At 68.3% G+C, this 20,087-nt stretch carries 2 protein-coding genes; both read left to right on the forward strand.

The features are described 5' to 3' along the window. The first annotated feature begins 696 nt into the window (after positions 1-696). Complete coding sequence (locus tag ON44_RS07285; RefSeq protein WP_040687292.1) at positions 697-14,538, forward strand: type I polyketide synthase; 13,842 nt, start codon at positions 697-699, stop codon at positions 14,536-14,538. Then, a complete protein-coding gene (locus ON44_RS07290) occupies positions 14,535-20,069 on the forward strand; it encodes a type I polyketide synthase (protein ID WP_051181674.1) in 5,535 nt (1,844 codons plus the stop codon). Before ON44_RS07285 ends, ON44_RS07290 begins: the two co-directional genes overlap by 4 nt. The last annotated feature ends 18 nt before the right edge of the window (positions 20,070-20,087 follow it).

The following is a 20,087-nucleotide window of genomic DNA, read 5'->3' on the forward strand; positions in this document are numbered from 1 at the left end:
ACCAGCATCGTTGGTGGAGGTCCGGTCGTAGCAAACGGTCAGGAAGCGACCGGTTCGCCTTCCCATATTTGGAAACATCACTCGGGCGAGGTCTGCTATCCCTGATGCAGCGATGCGATGAGGAGACCAATGCTTTACCTGCACAACCACGCCGGGAGTCGACTGGTGATCCCGCCCCGATCGAGCCCGTGGTACGTCTGCGGCCGGGGTAACCGTCGGGAAGCTACTGGCCGGTTGACAAGGTCAAGATCGTCAAATTACTGTTCGGTACGATGAATCGTGTTCTACTGTTCGAAGAACTGAGGGATCATTGTGCCGATTCCACATCGCTGTAGCGTGGGCGCTTTATGCATTTCGCGTCGTGCGTTTCGGGCACAACCCCTCCGGCGCGCGCCTCAATCCGCTGGCATACACCACGTAGCGTTCCAGTCTTCAGCGTCGTTTGCTGATCATTTGCACTACTGAGCCAGCGGCACACCGAGGTCCAGTCCGGGCCTAGTCTGCGCCATCTCCTCGGGGCCCCAGATCGCTTGCGGAAGACGCTCCGCATCATGGGCTCTTCGCTGAGTCTCGACTGCGTCGAAATCCGTTATGTCCGATTCAGGAATCGTCTGATTCCTTTGCTGCGGACAGCAAACACACTCGTCAGAGACTTTTACGGCGGGTCCCAACCTGCCTTGGGAAGGATGTTCAGAGGTGACCGGATCGGCGTTCGAGGTCGCTATCGTCGGCATGTCCTGCAGACTGCCGGGCGCGGCCGATCTCGACAGTTACTGGCAGCTGCTCAGCGAGGGGCGCGCCGCGATCGGCACAGCTCCTCCGCGGCGGGAGGGCATCACCGAGCGCGCCGGATTCGTTGACACCGTAGGGGAGTTCGACGCGGACTTCTTCGGGGTCTCGCCCAACGAGGCGCGGGCGATCGATCCGCAGCAGCTGCTGGCGTTGGAGTTGAGCTGGGAGGCGCTCGAGGACGCGGGCCTGGCCGCCACGGCGCGCGATGCCCGGCGGTGCGGTGTGTTCGTCGGCAGCACCGGAAGCGATTTCGCCGAAATCCTGGCCTCCCAAGGTGGTCCGGGTGTCAGCCGCCACTCACTATGGGGTGTCGGACGCGGCATCATCGCCAACCGCATCTCGAACTACTTCGGTTTCAGCGGCCCGAGCATGCTGGTCGACAGCGCCCAGGCATCCTCGCTGGTCGCGGTGCATCTGGCCTGTGAGAGCCTGCGCAGCGGTGAGAGCGAGGTGGCTCTGGCCGGCGGCCTGAACCTGATTCTGTCGCCGACCAGCGGTGAGCGTATCGAGCAGTTCGGCGCGCAGTCGGCGCTCGGCGCCTGCTACACCTTCGACGCGCGGGCCGATGGGTTCGTCCGCGGCGAGGGTGGCGGCATGGTGGTGCTGAAACCCTTGGCGCAGGCGGTCGCCGACGGCGACCGGATCCATGCCGTCATCCGGGGCAGTGCGGTCAACACCGGCAACGAACGCCGAGTGCTGACCGCCCCGAGCCGAGATGCCCAGGCGGCGGTGATCCACTCCGCTCTCACCGCGGCAGGTGTCGAGGCACCGTCGGTGCAGTACGTCGAATTGCACGGCACCGGAACACCCGCCGGTGATCCGGTGGAGGCCGCCGCGCTCGGCGAAACCTACGGCGTGCGCCGGGCGCAGGACGCACCGCTGGCCGTCGGATCGGTCAAGACGAATATCGGCCATCTGGAAGGTGCTTCCGGTATCGCGGGCCTCATCAAGACCGTGCTCTCGCTGACTCACCGGGAACTGGTGGCCAGCCTGAACTTCGAGACACCGAATCCGCGAATTCCGCTCGAGGACTTGGGTTTGCGGGTGGTGACAGGCACCGAGGACTGGCCTGCGGCCGACGTGCGCAGGGCAGGTGTGTCCTCATTCGGTATGGGTGGCTCGAATGCCCATGTGATCGTGGAGGAGGCGCCCGCCGTCTTGTCCGCCGCGCCCACGGTGGACGGCGCGGCCGGTGCGGTGTCGTGGGTGGTGTCGGCTCGCAGCGAGGACGGCGTGCGTGCGCAAGCGGCCCGGCTGCGGGAGTGGCTGCTGCGCTATCCGGAGCCGGCTATGGCCGATGTGGCGTACTCGCTGCTGGCCACGCGAGCCCAGATGGAGTGGCGCGGCAACGTCGTCGGGCGGGATCGAGAGGAGCTGCTGGCCGGCCTGGCAGCTCTGGCCGACCCGACCGCGCCCGCTGTGGCCATCGAGCCGACAACCTGGCGGGCCGAGCCGCGGCGGGTCGCGTTCGTCTTCCCGGGGCAGGGCAGCCAGTGGGAGGGCATGGCGCTGGCGCTGCTGGATTCGGGTGGGGCGTTCGCGGAGTCGATCGCGGAATGTCAAGCGGCGCTTGCGCCGTACGTGCAATGGTCGCTGACGTCGGTGCTGCGTCGCGAAGCTGACGCGCCCCCGCTGGATCGCGTGGATGTGGTGCAGCCGGTGCTGTTCGCGGTGATGGTCTCACTGGCCCGGATGTGGCGAGCGGCCGGCGTGGAGCCGGACGTGGTGATCGGCCATTCCCAGGGCGAGATCGCCGCCGCCTATATCGCTGGTGGACTGTCGCTGTCCGATGCGGCGCGTGTGGTTGCGCTCCGGTCGCGCGCGGTCGCCGATGAGCTGGCTGGACAGGGCGGTATGGCCTCGATCGGACTCGGCGCCGATGCGGTCCGGGAACGTTTGTCGGCGTATGGGGATCGGCTGTCGCTGGCGGCGGTGAACGGACCGGCGCAAAGCGTGATAGCCGGTGATGTGCCGGCGATGGAGGAGTTTCTCGCCGCCTGCGCCGACGACGGTGTGTGGGCCCGCCGGATTCCGGTGGATTACGCGTCGCATTCGAAGGCGGTCGAGCGGCTACGCGATCGGTTGGTCGAGGAACTGGAGCCGATCCGCCCGCAATCCGGGTCGGTACCGTTCTTTTCCACGGTATTCGCCGACCGGTTGGATACGGCGGAACTGGACGCCGAATACTGGTATCGGTCGCTGCGGGAACCGGTTCGATTCGCCGATGCTGTGACGGCGCTGATCGCGGGCGGTATCAACGCATTCGTCGAGGCGAGTCCGCATCCGGTTCTCACGATGGGTATCGGCGTAACCGCCGAGGCGGCCGGTGCGGCCGAGGGCGTATCCGTTGTCGGGTCGTTGCGGCGCGGTGCGGGCGGCCCGGAACGGTTCATGGCGTCGCTGGCACAAGCCCATTGCGCCGGTGTGCGGGTGGATCCGGGCGCGCTGGTCTCCGGCGGGGCGCGGGTCGACCTGCCGCCCTACGCGTTCCAGCGTCGCAACTTCTGGGCCGGTGTGCCGGTCGCTTCCGGTGTCACCGACGTCGTTGCGGCGAGCGAGGAGCAAATCTCCGAAGGTAATGAGCCGACCTCAGGATGGGAGAACGGCCCGCTGGCACGCAAACTGCTGGCGGCTCCGGAATATCAGCGCGACACAGTAGTTCTCGATATCGTTCGGGAGCATGCCGCTGCCGTACTAGGCCACGAGTCGGCTCGATCGATTCATCCCGATCTGCCGTTCACCGAGTTCGGCTTCGACTCCGTCAGTGGGGTGGAGCTGCAGAACCGACTGCTACGGGCCACCGGTGTGCCGCTGCCGAAGACACTCATCTTCGACCATCCGACCGCGAGTGCGGTTGCGGCGCTGCTACGGTCGCGGGTCACCGGGACCGGCACCGGGCAGCGGCAGGTATCACGACGCGCTGACCTCACCCGCTCCGCCGGCTCCGCAAGCTCCGCAGGCCGACCATCCCCGATGTCGGACGAACCGATCGCGATCGTGGGCATGAGCGCCCGATTCCCGGGCGGTGTGCGGTCCGCCGAGGATCTGTGGGACCTGGTGGCGGCGGGCCGGGACGCGATCGGCGAATTCCCTGCCGACCGCGGCTGGGACCTGGACCGGCTGTTCGACCCGGACCCCGATAAACCGGGCACGGTCTACACGCGACACGGTGGGTTCCTCAGCGATGCAGGCGATTTCGATCCTGGCTTCTTCGGTATCAGCCCACGCGAGGCGTTGGCGATGGATCCGCAGCAGCGGCTGCTGCTCGAAACAGCCTGGGAGGCCCTGGAGGACGCGGGTATCGACCCGATGTCGTTGCGGGGCAGCGATACCGGCGTCTTCGCCGGCGCCTGCACGTCCGGATACTCCGGGCGGGTGACCGGTGACCTCGAGGGATTCCGGCTGACCGGCACTTCGCACAGTGTCATTTCGGGCCGCGTCGCGTACGCGTTCGGCCTGGAGGGTCCGGCGGTGACGGTGGATACGGCGTGCTCGTCGTCGTTGGTGGCATTGCACCTTGCGTGCCAGGCGCTGCGCCAGGGCGACAGCTCGCTGGTGCTCGCAGGCGGTGTGACCGTCGCGGCCAGCCCGTATCTGTACGTGGACTTCTCCCGCCAGCGCGGCCTGTCACCGGACGGTCGCTGCAAGGCGTTCTCGGCGGCCGCCGACGGTGTGGCGTGGTCGGAGGGCTCGGGCGTTCTTGTACTGGAACGACTTTCGGATGCGCAGCGGCTCGGCCACAACATCCTGGCCGTCGTTCGCGGTAGTGCGGTGAACCAAGACGGCGCGAGCAACGGTTTGACCGCACCGAATGGTCCGTCGCAGGAGCGGGTGATCGTGCAGGCCCTCGCCAATGCGGGGATCTCGGCGGTCGACGTGGACGCGGTGGAGGCGCACGGGACCGGCACGACTCTGGGTGATCCGATCGAAGCACAGGCGTTGATCGCCGCCTACGGACAGGATCGCGGCGAGCGGGAACCGTTGCGGATCGGTTCATTGAAATCGAATATCGGCCATGCCGTGGCCGCCGCCGGGGTAGCCGGTGTGATCAAGATGGTGCAGGCGATGCGGCACGAGCGGCTGCCGCGGACGCTGCACGCCGAAACGCCGACGCCGCACGTGGATTGGGCCGGGGGCGCGGTGCGTCTGCTGACCGACGCCGAACCGTGGACCGCAGGCGATCGAGTGCGCCGGGCCGGTGTGTCGTCGTTCGGGATCAGCGGCACCAACGCGCATGTGATCCTCGAAGAAGCACCAGCCGTACCGGTGGCGGCCGCCCAGGGCGACGACGCGGAGCGGCCGTCGAATATCACGCCGTTCCTGGTGTCGGGCAAGGGCGAGGCCGGTCTGCGCGCCCAGGCCGCCCGGCTGCGTGCCTGGTTGTCCGAGCGGCCGGAGATCGACGTCGCGGATGCGGCCTATTCGCTGGCGACGTCGCGCGCGCAGCTGGATTCACGCAGTGTGGTCCTCGGCCGCGATCGGGACGAGCTGCTGGAACGGCTGGCGAATCTTGCCGAATCGGGGACCGGCACCGGTGTCATCGCAGGAGCCATCGGTTCGGGGACGACGGCTTTCTTGTTCACCGGTCAGGGTGCACAGCGGATCGGCATGGGCGCCGGCTTGTACGAGGCCTTCCCGGTATTCGCGGACGCGTTGGATTCGGTGTGCGCCCAGTTCGATCCCGTGCTGGAGTGCTCGCTCGAAGACATCATGTTCGGCGGTACAGGTGCCACGGTTCTGGATCGGACCGAGTTCACCCAGCCCGCGTTGTTCGCCTTCGAGGTGGCGCTGTATCGCCTGCTGGAATCCTTCGGCGTCACCCCGGACGTGTTGATCGGCCATTCGATCGGAGAAGTCGCGGCCGCATACCTCGCTGGCCTGTGGTCGCTCGCGGATGCCTGCCGGTTGGTGGCGGCGCGCGGCCGTCTCATGGGCGCGTTGCCCGAGGGCGGCGCGATGCTGGCCATCGCAGCGTCCGAGACCGAAGTGAACGATGTCGTCGCCCGGTATACCGGCCGAGTGTCGGTCGCCGCGGTGAACGCGCCTGAGGCCCTGGTGATCTCGGGTGACGAGGACGCGGTCGCCGAGATCGGGGCGCAATTTGTCGAGCGTGGCCGGAAGACGTCGCGGCTGCGGGTCAGCCATGCCTTCCACTCGCATCGGATGGATCCGATGCTGGCCGAATTCGAGTCTGTCGCAAAGGACTTGACCTACAACCGACTACGCCTACCGGTGGTGTCGAACGTGTCCGGTCAGCTGGCTGGGGACGAGGTGCTGGAACCCTCCTATTGGGTTCGGCAAGTGCGGGCCGCGGTGCGATTCGCGCCGGGCATCGAGAAATTGATCTCCTCGGGGGTACGCCGATTCCTGGAAGTCGGGCCCGACGCGGTACTGGCGGCGATGACCCGGCAGACCCTTCCGGAGGGCGTGGAGTCGGTGGTGGCCGCGGCCGTGCGCCGGGATCACGATGAGCCCCAACAATTCCTGACGATGCTGGGGCACGCGCACACGTCCGGTGTGCGCGTGGATTGGACGCCACTGTTCCGTCGCCCGTCGGTACGACGAGTTCCCCTGCCCACGTACGCCTTCCAACACCAGCGGTTCTGGTTGCCGCCGCGTCCCGAAGCCACCGGCGGCACCCTCGGCCACCCGTTGCTCACCGGTGTGGTGCCGGTGGCCGGTAAAGACGAGTTCGTTTTCACCGGCCGGTTCTCGCTGCCGATCGACCCATGGGTCGCCGACCATATGACCTACGGCACCGTGGTGCTGCCGAGCGCGACCCTCGTCGAGTTCCTGCTGGTCGCGGGCAGCAGAATCGACTGCGGTGTCGTCGAAGAGCTGACCCTGGAGGCTCCGATCCTGCCGTCGGAAGACGACGAGGTCGAACTGCAGGTGTCGGTGCAGGAGCCGGACGGGAACGGGCGACGGCCGTTCAGCTTCTACTTCCGTAAGGCGGGTCGCCGAGCGGGCGAATGGGTGCGCAACGCCAGTGGAGTGCTGGCACCTTCCTGGGACGGCGACGACGCTCTGCTGGACCGGCTGCGGGACGAGGCATGGCCGCCGGCCGACGCCGAAACTCTCGATCCCTCATGGATTCCCGAGCGGATAGCCAAGGGATCCGGACTCGAATACGGTCCCGCGTTCATCGGTGTCGACGGCGCATGGCAGCGGGGTGACACCGTCTTCTCCGAGATCACCCTGGATACCGCGGCCGCGCCCGAACCGGAGCGGTTCGATCTGCATCCCGCTCTACTCGACCTGGTCATGCACGCCGGGCTGGCCGGGCTCATCTGGCACGATCAGGACAGCGATCCCGATACCGGCCGGTTGCTGTTCCGCTGGGGCGGGGCGCGACTGCACCAGCCGCTGGTCAAGGCGACGACGCTGCGGGTCATCGCCGTGGCGAGCGGCCCGGAGACGATCTCCGTTGCGACCGTTGACGATTCGGGACGGCCCGTGGTCTCTGTCGACGCGGTCGTCATGCGGCCCTATGACGTGAAGCAGATGCGCGGCACCCTGGCCGGGGATGACGCCGGCCTCTACGAGGTCCAGTGGACACCGGCGCCGGCGGCGACACCGAGTCTGTCCGTGGACCGGATAGCCGTCCTCGGTAAGGCGCCGGTCGCCGGAATCGACACCTTCTCGCCGAATCCGTCGGAACTTGCTGCGGCACAAGTGATTCCAGATGTCGTGATCTGGCACCCGGAGATCAGTGCCGACGATCCGGAGGTCGTTCGCGGCCACCTGGAAACGGTCTTGGCGACGGTGCAGGCTTGGCTGGCGCAAGCACGACTGGCCGACACCCGGCTGGTCGTGGTGACCGCGAACGGTGCCGCGCTGCCGGGCGAGGCACCGGATCTCGCCGCGGCAGCCGTCTGGGGACTGATGCGCAGCGCCCAATCCGAATATCCGGGCCGGTTCATTCTCCTCGACGTCGATCCGTCGGCGCCCATGACCGACCCGACGCTGGTCGGCGCGGTGATCGCGGCAGGCGAACCACAGGCCGCGGTGCGCGACGGAGCATTGCTCGTGCCGAGACTGGCGAGAGCACGAGCCGAGCACGGTGCCGAGCCGGGACAGGCGTTCGGCGCCGGCACCGTACTGATCACCGGCGGCACCGGCGGCCTCGGCGCACTCGTGGCCCGGCATCTGGTCGCCGCACACGGCGTCCGCCGTTTGCTGCTGGTTTCCAGGAGTGGCGAAACCGCCGACGGTGCAACGGAATTGATGTCCGAACTGTCGGCAGCCGGCGCTGCTGTCATGGTGGCGGCCTGCGATGTGAGCGATCGAGAAGCCCTCCGTGCTCTGCTGGATTCGCTCGATGCGGATCATCCTCTGACCGGCGTGGTCCATGCGGCGGGTGTCCTCGACGACGGCACCCTCTCCGGGCTTACTACCGAGCAACTCCGGCGAGTGTTCGGCCCGAAGGCCGCGGCGGCCTGGCACCTGCACGATCTCACTCGCGACCGTGACCTGTCGGCCTTCGTGTTGTTCTCGTCCGTCGCGGCAACGATCGGAACGGCGGGACAGGGCAACTACGCGGCAGCCAACGCATTCCTCGACGCGCTGGCGCATCGTCGCCGAGCCGCAGGGCTGTCCGCGACTTCGCTGGCCTGGGGGCCCTGGAATTCCGGCGCCGGCATGACCGGCGGCTTGGACCGCAGCGCCGTCGCCCGCTGGGAAAGGCTCGGTCTCCACCCGCTCGCGAACGACGAAGGGCTCCGGCTGTTCGACGCGGCCACCGCCCGCGCCACCGCGCACGTGGCAGCGATCGGGTTCGATCCGGCGGAGCTGCGGCGCGAAGCGCGCGACGGTGCGGTGCCGGCGGTACTCCGCGGTTTCCTGCCCCGTACCACGGACCGGCCCGCGGCCGCGTCGAGTTCGCTGGGCACACGACTGAGCCGGGTACCGGAAGCCGGACGCGCCGCGGTGGTGCTCGACCTGGTCCGAGAGCACGCGGCAGCCGTGCTGGGGCACGGTTCCGCCGACGACATCAGCCCCGACGAGCGCTTCGACACACTGGGATTCGACTCGCTCGGCGGCGTCGAATTCCGCAACCGATTGTCGAAGGCCACCGGTGTCCAGCTGCCATCCACCCTGGTCTTCGACCACCCCACCGCCGCGGCGGTCGCCACCCTCTTGTACTCCAAGATCGAGGGAACGGAATCCGGTCCCAGGACTACCCGGGTGTCGCGCCGCGTCCGCGCGGACGAGCCCATCGCGATCGTCGGCATGAGCTGCCGATTCCCCGGCGGCGTCCGAAACCCGGAACAGTTGTGGGATCTGGTGCGGTCGGGGACCGATGCCACCACCGAATTCCCGAACGATCGTGGCTGGGATCTCGAGCAGCTGATCGACCAGGACCCGGACAAGCCCGGCACGGTCTACAGCCGCGGCGGCGGATTCCTGGACGACGCAGGCGATTTCGACGCCGGATTCTTCGGAATCAGCCCCCGCGAGGCGCTGGCGATGGATCCGCAGCAGCGGTTGCTGCTGGAAGCATCATGGGAGGCACTGGAGGAATCCGGAATCGACCCGACCACGTTGCGCGGCAGCGACACCGGTGTGTTCGCGGGCGCGTGCGCCTCGGGGTACGTCGACAATGTCACCGGCGACCTGGAGGGCTTCCGGCTGACGGGCACCACCCACAGTGTCGTCTCCGGCCGCGTGGCATACGTTTTCGGCCTCGAAGGACCAGCGGTCACGATCGATACCGCATGCTCGTCCTCACTGGTGGCCATGCATCTGGCGTGTCAGGCCCTGCGTCAGGGCGAAACCTCGCTGGCCGTAGCCGGTGGCGTCACCGTGGCCGCAACCCCTTATCTCTCCGTGGATTTCGCGCGGCAACGTGGCCTGTCGCCGGATGGCCGATGCAAGGCGTTCTCCGCCGCGGCCGACGGTGTGGCCTTCGCCGAGGGCGTGGGCGTGCTGATCCTGGAGCGGCTGTCGGACGCGCGGCGGCTGGGTCATAACGTCCTGGCCGTCATCCGGGGTAGTGCGGTGAATCAGGACGGTGCGAGCAATGGCCTGACGGCGCCGAACGGTCCGTCGCAGGAGCGAGTGATCGCGCAGGCCCTCGCGAATGCCGGGCTCACACCCGCCGACGTGGATGCGGTGGAAGCGCACGGAACCGGCACCCCCCTGGGGGATCCCATCGAAGCCAACGCGTTGATCGCCGCATACGGGCAGGATCGCGGGGATCGGGAGCCGCTGCGCATCGGATCGATCAAATCGAATATCGGTCACACCGTCGCGGCCGCCGGTGTCGGTGGCGTGATCAAGATGGTGCAGGCGCTGCGATACGAGGCCCTTCCCCCGACCTTGCACGCGGAAGCGCCTTCCCCGCACGTGGATTGGTCCGCCGGCGCGGTGCGCCTGCTGACCCAGCCGGAATCGTGGCGTGCGGGGGGAACGGTTCGCCGGGCAGGTGTGTCCTCGTTCGGAGTCAGCGGCACCAACGCCCACCTGATCCTCGAGGAAGCGCCCGCCCCGCAGCCTGTCGTCTCGCCACCGGCGACCGACCACCCACACCCGGCGGTGCCGTGGCTGGTGTCGGCCAAGAGTGAGACCGCCCTCCGGGCACAGGCGGCGAAACTGCAGCAGTGGCTGATCGATCACCCCGACGCAGATCCGGCGGATGTGGCGTATTCGCTCGCGACGACACGTGCGCAGCACGAGTGGCGGGCAGCGGTCCTCGGCTCTGATCGCGACGAACTGCTGGCGCGGCTGGCGAAGCTGGCCGCCGGTTCCGCCTCGGCCGGAGTGGTTTCCGGCACCGTGGCCTTGGGGAAGACCGCCTTCCTGTTCACCGGTCAGGGCGCGCAGCGGGTCGGCATGGGCGCCGGGCTGTCCGAGGCCTTCCCGGTATTCGCCGCAGCGCTGGACGAGGTGTGCGCCCGGTTCGATCCACTGCTCGGATGTTCCTTGAAGCAAGCGATGTTCACCGGACACCTGATCGACGATCAGGGAGTCACCGCTAGCGACTGCTTGTCAGGTCGCTCGAAAGGGTCAGCTAGCGACTGCTTGTCAGGTCGCTCGAAAGGGTCGGCGGAGACCGGGCTGCTGGATCGAACACGACTGACCCAGCCCGCGCTGTTCGCGTTCGAAGTGGCGCTGTATCGGCTGCTGGAGTCGTTCGGACTCGTCCCGGACATGGTGATCGGGCACTCGATCGGTGAACTTGCCGCGGCGTATGTGGCCGGGGTGTGGTCACTGGAAGATGCCTGCGAGCTGGTCGCGGCACGAGGGCGGCTGATGGATGCGCTGCCGGCGGGCGGCGCGATGCTCGCGGTCGCCGCGTCCGAGACCGAAATCAGCGCGGCGATCGCCGGATTCACTGATCGGGTGTCGGTGGCAGCGGTGAATGCGCCTGCGGCCGTGGTGGTCTCGGGTGACGAGGACGCCATCGACGAGATCGATCGGCAGTTCACCGAGCAGGGGCGCAAGACGAGCCGACTGCGGGTGTCGCATGCGTTCCATTCCCCTCGGATGGAGCCCATGCTGGCCGAGTTCGCGACCGTGGCGGCGGGAGTGACCTGCAACGCCCCGCGGATTCCATTGGTGTCGAACGTCTCCGGCCGGATCGCGGGCGACGAGATCCTGGATCCGGGGTACTGGGTGTCGCAGGTGCGCGCCGCAGTGCATTTCGCGCCCGGAGTCGAGACGCTGGTGGCGTCGGGCGTGCGCCGGTTCCTCGAAGTCGGACCCGACGCGGTGCTGGCGGCGATGACGCGGCACACGCTTCCCGCGGATGTCGAGGCTCGATCGGTGGTCGCCGCGGCGGCCCGCCGGGATCACGACGAAGTCGAGCAATTCCTGACGATGCTCGGCCAGGCTCACATCGCCGGGCTGGCTGTGGACTGGAATCGACTGTTCGCCGACCGCAGGATGACACGAGTCGCCTTGCCCACCTATGCCTTCGACCATCGGCGGTACTGGCTCGAACCAACCCTCGGCGAGTCCCGGACCGCCACCTCGGAACACCCGCTGCTCACCGACGTGGTTCGAGTGGCCGACCGCGACGAGTGGCTGTTCACGGGGCGGCTTTCGCTGCGCACTCATCCATGGATCGCCGACCACACCACCTACGGCGTGGTGCTCGTCCCGAGTGCCGCGCTCATGGAGATGCTGCTGGTCGCAGGTCCGCGGATCGGATGCGGCGCCGTGGAGGAGCTCATCCTCGAGGCGCCGATCCTCCCGCCGGCGGACGGCGATGTCGAACTCCAGGTACTGGTGCGCGAATCCGATCCCGCGGGACGTCGATCGTTCACGTTCCACTACCGCCGCACCGGCGACGCGGCCGACAGTGAGTGGACGCGCAACGCCAGTGGAGTGCTGAGCAGCCGAAAGCTGATCGACATCGGACTGATGGATATGTTGCGGAACGCGCCGTGGCCGCCCATCGACGCCGAACCGGTCGATACCGACTGGATTCCGGCCCAGGTGGCGCGTGCCGCCGGACTGGAATACGGTGCTTCGTTCATCGGCGTCGACGCCGCATGGCGCAACGGTGACACGGTTTTCTCCGAGGTCACCCTGAACCAGGAATTCCCGGCCGAACGGTTCCAGCTGCATCCGGCGCTGTTCGACATGGTGATGCATGCGGGAATCGCCTGTTTGATCTGGCCCGACCACAAGGGCAATCCCGCCGAGGGCAAACTCTTGTTCCGTTGGGGCGGAACGCAAATCCACACTACGTCCACGGTCAGGACGTTGCGGGTGATGGCCATCCGGCGCAGCGGTGAGGCGATCACCGTCGTGGCCGTCGACCAGGACGGAAGTCCGGTGGTCACCATCGACGAAGCGGTCATGCGTTCCTACGACGTCCAGCAGTTCCGTGCCACGTTGCCGGGGGGACGCGCGGCACGGTACGGGTTGCGCTGGGCGACGGTGGAGATGCCCGAAGGACACACCCCGACCGGGAGCGCAGCCGTGCTCGGAGCCGCGAACGTGGACGGAATCGACGAGCGGTATCCGGATCTGACCACGCTCGCCGCGGCTTCGACCGTTCCGGACGTCGTGGTGTGGTCAGAAACCGCTGCGCTGCACGGTGATTCGAAGCAATTCGCGCGCGATCGGGTCAATGCCGCCTTGCGCACGGTACGAGACTGGTTGGCCGACGAGCGATTCGCGCGGTCGCAGCTGGTTGTGCTGACCAGCCGTGCGGCAGCCCTGCCCGATGAGACGCCGGATACCGCATCGGCTGCGGTATGGGGGCTGATCCGTAGCGCTCAGACCGAATACCCGGACCGGATCGTGCTGCTCGACGCGGAAGAATCCGTTGGTGCACAGCACATTTCGGCCGATTCGATCCGAGCCGTGCTCGAGACCGGTGAGCCGCAGGTGGCAGTGCGGGGCGACCACGTCCTGATACCGCGGCTGGAGGCACTGACCTCAGGAGATGTCAAAGAGCAAGTATCGTTCGGGTCCGGAACCGTTCTGATCACCGGCGGGACCGGGGGATTGGGCGCGCTGCTGGCCCGGCACCTGGTCGCCACGCACGGTGTGCGGCGACTACTGCTGGTTTCCCGCCGTGGCGAGCGCGCGGACGGCGCAACGGAACTCGTGGCGGAACTGTCCCGATCCGGCGCCGAAGTGCGGATCGCCGCCTGCGATGTCACCGACCGCGACGCGCTTCGAGATCTGCTGTCGGGCCTGCCTGCCGAGCACCCGCTCACCGGTGTCGTCCACACGGCGGGTGTGCTCGACGACGGCACGTTCCACACGCTCACCGATGACCAGGTCGATCGGGTGTTCGCTCCCAAAGCCGATGCGGCGTGGCATCTGCACGAGCTCACCCGGAACATGAATCTGTCGGCGTTCGTGATGTTCTCCTCGATTGCGGGAATGATCGGTTCGGCCGGACAAGCGAATTACGCTGCCGCGAACAGCTTCCTGGACGCCCTCGCGATGCAGCGCCGCGCCGCGGGACTACCGGCACTCGCACTCGCCTGGGGGCCGTGGCAACAGGACATCGGCATGACCGGCGCGCTGGATCGCACCGCCATGAGCCGGTTGGAGCGACTGGGCCTGGCTCCGCTGGACCGCACCGACGGCCTGCGGTTGTTCGATGAATCGCTGACCACGGCCGAACCGGTGTCAGCGCAGTTGCATCTGGATACCGACAAACTGCGCCTGGAAGCGCATACCGGTCCGATTCCGGTGGTGCTGCGCGGATTCGTTAGCGCACGCGGCCGGTCGGCCCCGACATCGAGTGGTGAACTGTCGCTCGGGGAGCGTCTGCACGGTGTGGCGGAGGCGAAGCGACGCGGGGTGGTCCTGGACCTGGTGCGGGAACACGTGGCGGCGGTGCTGGGTTACGGGTCGGCCGACGACATCGGACCCGATCGCGGCTTCAGCGAACTCGGCTTCGATTCCCTCGGCGGAGTCGAGTTCCGGAACCGGCTCTCGAAGGCGACTGGGCTGTCGCTGCCCTCGACCTTGGTCTTCGACTACCCGACCGCGGGCGATGTCGCCGACTACCTGCTGGCGCAGACCGCGGTGACAGCGCCTGCGCAACCGACATCGGTGGTGCCCGACGACATCGCGCGGCTCGAGGCCCTGCTCGAGCGGATCATCGCCGGCGGCACCGATAACGACGAGACCGTTGCCGGATTGCGGGGCGTCAACGAGCGCATCCGCACCCACCTGGCAGGCACGTGGTCGGACGGCGCGTTCGATGATCTCGAATTCCGTTCCGACAGTGAGCTTTTGGATCTGATTGACGAGGAGTTCGGCCCAGCATGACCAACCCCGCCACCAGCAACGAGGAACGGCTCAGCCGGTATCTGCGCAAGCTCACCGGAGACCTGCGCGCCGCCAAGAAGCACATCCAGCACCTGGAGGACCGTGCCGGCGAACCGATCGCGATCGTCGGCATGAGCTGTCGGTATCCGGGCGGTGTCGAAACTCCGGCGCAACTGTGGGATCTGGTCGCTTCCGGCGCCGACGCCGTCGGCCCCTTTCCGGTCGACCGGGGCTGGGACCTGGAGCGGCTGTTCGACACCGATCCGGACGCGCCCGGGACCGTCTACACCCGCGAAGGCGGATTCCTGGACGCGGCGGGCGATTTCGACGCCGGTTTCTTTGGGATCGGCCCGAGTGCGGCCCTGGCGATGGATCCGCAGCAGCGGCTGTTCCTGGAAACAGCCTGGGAGGCACTGGAGGACGCCGGCATCGATCCGGTGACGCTGCGCGGCAGCGACACCGGGGTGTTCGCCGGCGTGATCCACCAGGACTACGGCCCGCGCGTGGGTTCGCCCGGCCTCACCGCCGAGGCGGAAGGCCATGCTTACCTGGGTGTTTCGAACAGCGTCCTGTCCGGCCGCGTGGCCTTCACCTTCGGCTTCAAGGGCCCGGCGCTGTCGGTGGACACCGCGTGCTCGTCGTCGCTGGTCGCCCTGCACCTGGCCTGCCACGCGCTGCGACAGGGAGACACCTCGCTGGCACTGGTCGGCGGCGTCACCGTGATGTCGGATCCGGCTCTGCTGATCGCGTTCGGCCGGCAGCATGCGCTGTCCCCGGACGCGCGGTGCAAGGCCTTCGCGGCGGCGGCGAACGGCACGGGATTCTCCGAGGGCCTCGGCATGCTCGCGATCGAGCGGCTGTCCGATGCGCGTCGGCACGGCCACCGGGTGCTCGCGGTCATCCGCGGCAGCGCGGTCAACCAGGACGGCGCCAGCAACCGGCTGACCGCGCCGAACGGTCCGTCGCAGGAGAAGGTAATCGCGCAGGCGCTCGCCAATGCCGGTCTCGCGCCTGCCGATGTCGATGTGGTCGAAGCGCACGGCACCGGTACCACCCTCGGCGACCCGATCGAGGCGCAGGCGCTGATCGCCGCCTACGGACGCGATCGCGCCGGAGAGCCGCTGCGGATCGGCTCGCTCAAGTCGAACATCGGCCACACCTCCGCCGCGGCCGGGGTCGGCGGCGTGATCAAGATGGTGCAGGCGATGCGGCACGACATGCTGCCCGCGACACTGCATGTCGATACGCCGACCCCGCATGTGGATTGGTCCGCGGGCTCGGTGCGGCTGCTCACCACGGCGGAACCCTGGCCCGCGGGGGAGCGAGTCCGGCGCGCCGGTGTGTCCTCCTTCGGCGCCAGTGGCACGAACGCACACGTGATTCTGGAGGAAGCCCCTGCTCTCGAAGCGGCTTCCACCGAGACGGCGGACGAGGCACCTGATCAGGGTGCGAAAGCCTTGGCGGCGGGCGTCTCCACCTGGCTGCTCTCGGCGAAGACCGAGGACGGCCTGCGCGCGCAAGCGGCCAAGCTGCGGCAGTTCGCGATCGAGCACCCCGACGTGGCGGTCGACGATATCGGGTATTCACTCCTGACCACTCGCGCCCGCTTGGATTGGAGGGGCGCGGTGGTCGCCGGCGATCGCGACACACTGCTGGCCGGACTGGCGGCGCTCGCCGAGCACGGCTCGGCGTGCACGGCCGCCGGCGTGACGGCAGCACAGGCGATGTCGCGCAGGACCGCCTTCCTGTGCACCGGGCAGGGCGCCCAGCGGGCCGGCATGGGACGTGAACTGTACGAAGCGTTTCCGGTGTTCGCCGCGGCGCTGGACGAGATGTGTGAACAGTTCGATCCACTGCTGGGCGTTTCGCTGCGGCAGGTGATGTTCACCGGCGGCGGGCCGGACAATGCCGGCCTGCTGGATCGAACGGATATCACCCAGCCCGCCCTGTTCGCCTACGAGGTCGCGCTGTGCCGGCTCCTGGATTCGTTCGGTGTCACACCGGATTACCTGATCGGGCATTCGATCGGTGAGCTGGCCGCCGCGTACCTCGCCGGTGTCTGGACGCTTCCGGACGCGTGTCGGCTGGTCGCGGCGCGGGGCCGCCTGATGGGCCGGCTGCCCGAAGGGGGGGTGATGCTGGCCGTCGCGGCGAGCGAACACGAAGTCTCCGAGGCACTCGCCGGCCAGGCCGACCGGGTGTCCCTCGCTGCGGTGAATGCGCCGCAGGCCGTGGTGGTCTCCGGTGACGAGGACGCGGTGGCGGCGATCGAGCAGCAGTTCGCCGACCGCGGGCGCAAGACCTCGCGGCTGCGGGTGTCGCACGCGTTCCATTCCCACCGGATGGACCCGATGCTGGCCGAGTTCACCACTGTCGCAAGGGATGTCAGCTACCGCCGCCCGCAGCTGCCGCTGGTGTCGAACCTGTCCGGGCGGATCGCCGGCGACGAAGTGCTCGACCCGGACTACTGGGTCCGGCAGGTGCGGTCGGCCGTGCGCTTCGCCCCCGGGATCGAGTCGCTGGCCGCCGCCGGAGTGCGCCGATTCCTCGAAGTCGGTCCGGACGCCGTCCTGGCGGCCATGACCCGGCAGAGCCTGCCGGAGGACATCGAATCGCAGTCATCGGTGATCGCCGGAGCCCGCCGCGGGCACGGCGAGGTCGAGCAGTTCGTGACCGGTCTGGCGCGGGCGCACGCGGCCGGTGCCGACGTCGACTGGCGGGCGTTCTTCGCCGCCCGTCCGGTCTCGCGAGTGTCGTTGCCCTCCTACGCCTTCCAGCGTCGCCGCTACTGGCTCGAGACCACACCGGGTATCGCCGGCGCCGATTCCCTCGGGCTGCGGGTGGTGGCTCACCCCATGCTGGACGCGGCTGTGCCGATGGCAACCGGTGGTGTCGTCCTGACCGGGCAGCTGTCTGCGCTGTCGCAGCCGTGGCTGGCCGACCACGTCATCGGCGGGGTCATGTTGCTGCCCGGGACCGGGTTCGTGGAGTTGGCGTTGCGTGCCGGTCGTGAAGCCGGGTGCCCGGTAATCGAGGAGTTGATGCTGCAGGCGCCGCTGGTGTTCCCCCCGTCGGGCGGGGTGCGGATTCAGGTCGTCGTCGGCGGACCCGAGCCGGAATCGGCGCAGCGGTCGCTATCGATCTATTCCCGCGGCGCACACGACCACGACGGCCAGTGGGAACTGCACGCACATGGCCTGCTGACCAGCCGAGACGACACGGCGATGCCCGAGCCGGAGGCCTGGCCGCCTGCTGCGGCGACCGCTGTCGAGATCGACTACACGAAGTTCCTGACGCGCGGTTACGACCTGGGACCGGCCTTCCGAGGTGTGCGGGCACTGTGGCGCCGCGGCGAAGAGGTGTTCGCCGAGATCGCCGTCGACGCGGACACCGGCGTGCACGGTGCGGGATTCGGAATTCATCCGGCACTGCTGGATGCGACCCTGCAGTCGGGACTGCTGGCCGGCGTCCAGGAGATCCCGCCGGGTCAGGTCGTCTTGCCGTTCGCGTGGCAGTCGGTGGCACTGTATTCGGCCGAGGCATCGGTGCTGCGGGTGCGGCTGACCGCGACCGGTTCGTCGGTGTCGGTGTCGATGACCGATGGGCACGGACAACCGGTGCTGTCGGGCGAGATGACGACCCGTCCGATACCGGTGGCGCAGCTGGCCGCGACCGCCGCGGGTGCGTCCGCTGCGGTTCTGGAACTGGTGTGGTCGCCGACCGAATCCGAGTCCCCCGTGGTGGATTCGGAAGTGGGCCGGTGGGATCGGCTGGGTCCGGAGTCGCCGGTGCCCCCGCTGGTCGTGGTCGAGGCCGGGTCCGGCTGGACCGATCACACCGGCGCCGATGTGGTGACCACGACCCACGCCGAGGTCGCCCGGATGCTCGAGGTGGTGCAGGCGTGGCTGGGGCAGGACCGGTTCGCATCGAGCCGGCTGGTGGTCGCGACGCGTGGCGCGGTCGCCCTGCCCGGTGAGGATGTCACCGACTTCGCCGGTGCCGCGGTGTGGGGTTTGGTGCGGAGTGCGCAGTCGGAGGATCCGGGCCGAATCCACCTGGTCGACACCGACACTCGTATTGACGAGCGGCTCGGGGCGCTGGCCGCGGCCGAACCACAGGTGGTGGTTCGCGCCGGTGTCGCCCACACCGCTCGACTCGGCCGGCCCACCGTGGTGTCACCTACGACCGGCGGCGAAGCGTCCGCCTTCGGCACGGGAACGGTGCTGATCACCGGCGGCACAGGTGGTTTGGGTGCGGTGGTCGCCCGGCACGTGGTCGCCGAGCACGGGGTGCGGTCGTTGCTGCTGGTCAGCCGCCGTGGCCCGCAAGCCGACGGTGTCGCAGCTCTGTCCGGCGAGTTGGAGCAACTGGGCGCGCAGGTTCGGGTGGTGGCGTGTGATGTCACCGATCCCGGCGCGGTGAGCCGCTTGGTGGCCGACGTGTCCGAGCCGTGGCCGTTGACCGGGGTGATCCATGCCGCGGGCGTCCTCGACGACGGGGTCATCGCGGCGTTGACCGCGTCCCGGGTGGATGCGGTGCTGGCGCCGAAGGCCGACGCCGCCTGGTATCTGCACGAGGCGACCGCGGATCTGAATCTGGCTGCGTTCGTGGTGTTCTCGTCGTTGTCTGGCACGATCGGCGGTCCCGGGCAGGCCAACTACGCGGCGGCGAACACCTTCGTCGACGGTCTGGTGGCCCACCGGCGAGCACGAGGGCTGGCCGGTCGTTCACTGGCCTGGGGTCCGTGGGCACGCTCCAGCGGCATGACCGGACACCTGACCGATGCCGATGCGGCCCGGACGATGCGCGCCGGATTCACCGCGTTGTCGGATGAGCAGGCCTTGGCCGCATGGGATTCGGTGCTCGAAACGGGTCTGGGCCACGCGGTGATCACCGGAGTGGACACCACCGCGATCCGTGCCCAGGCCGATGCCGGACTGCTGCCACCCCTGCTGCGGGAACTGGTACCACGGGCGGCCACCCGTCCGGCGGCGACCTCGATGGTGATATCCGGTCTGCGGCAACGGCTTGCCGGCCTGGATGCCGATCGGCAGCGGCAGGTCGTGCTCGATGCCGTCCGTGCGCACGTGACGGCCGTACTCGGCCGGGACGCCGTGTCCGCGCTCGATGCCGACCGCAGCACCTTCCAGGACCTGGGATTCGATTCATTGGGTGCGGTCGAGCTGCGCAACCGGGTCAAAGCCGATACCGGCTTGGCGCTGGCGGCCACCGTGGTTTTCGACTACCCCACACCCGCCGCGCTGGCCGAGTATCTCCGCGAACAACTCTCGGACGGGCCAGGGGAAAAGCCCGTTCGTTCGATCGACGCGGTATTCGAGGATTTGGAATCCGCCCTCGCGACCGGAGATCGGGGCGAGGAGGAAAAGGCCCGGATCGTGGCTCGGCTGCAGTCCATTGCGACCAGTTGGGCAGCTCGAATCGACACCGCTGGCATCCATCGCGACGACGATGTGGCAGACGCCGACGAAGCAGAGCTTTTCGCGATTCTCGACAGCGAACTGGAAGCCTGAGCACTGAATTCCTCGAGC

Source organism: Nocardia vinacea NBRC 16497, from assembly GCF_000308835.1.
Classification (GTDB): domain Bacteria; phylum Actinomycetota; class Actinomycetes; order Mycobacteriales; family Mycobacteriaceae; genus Nocardia; species Nocardia vinacea.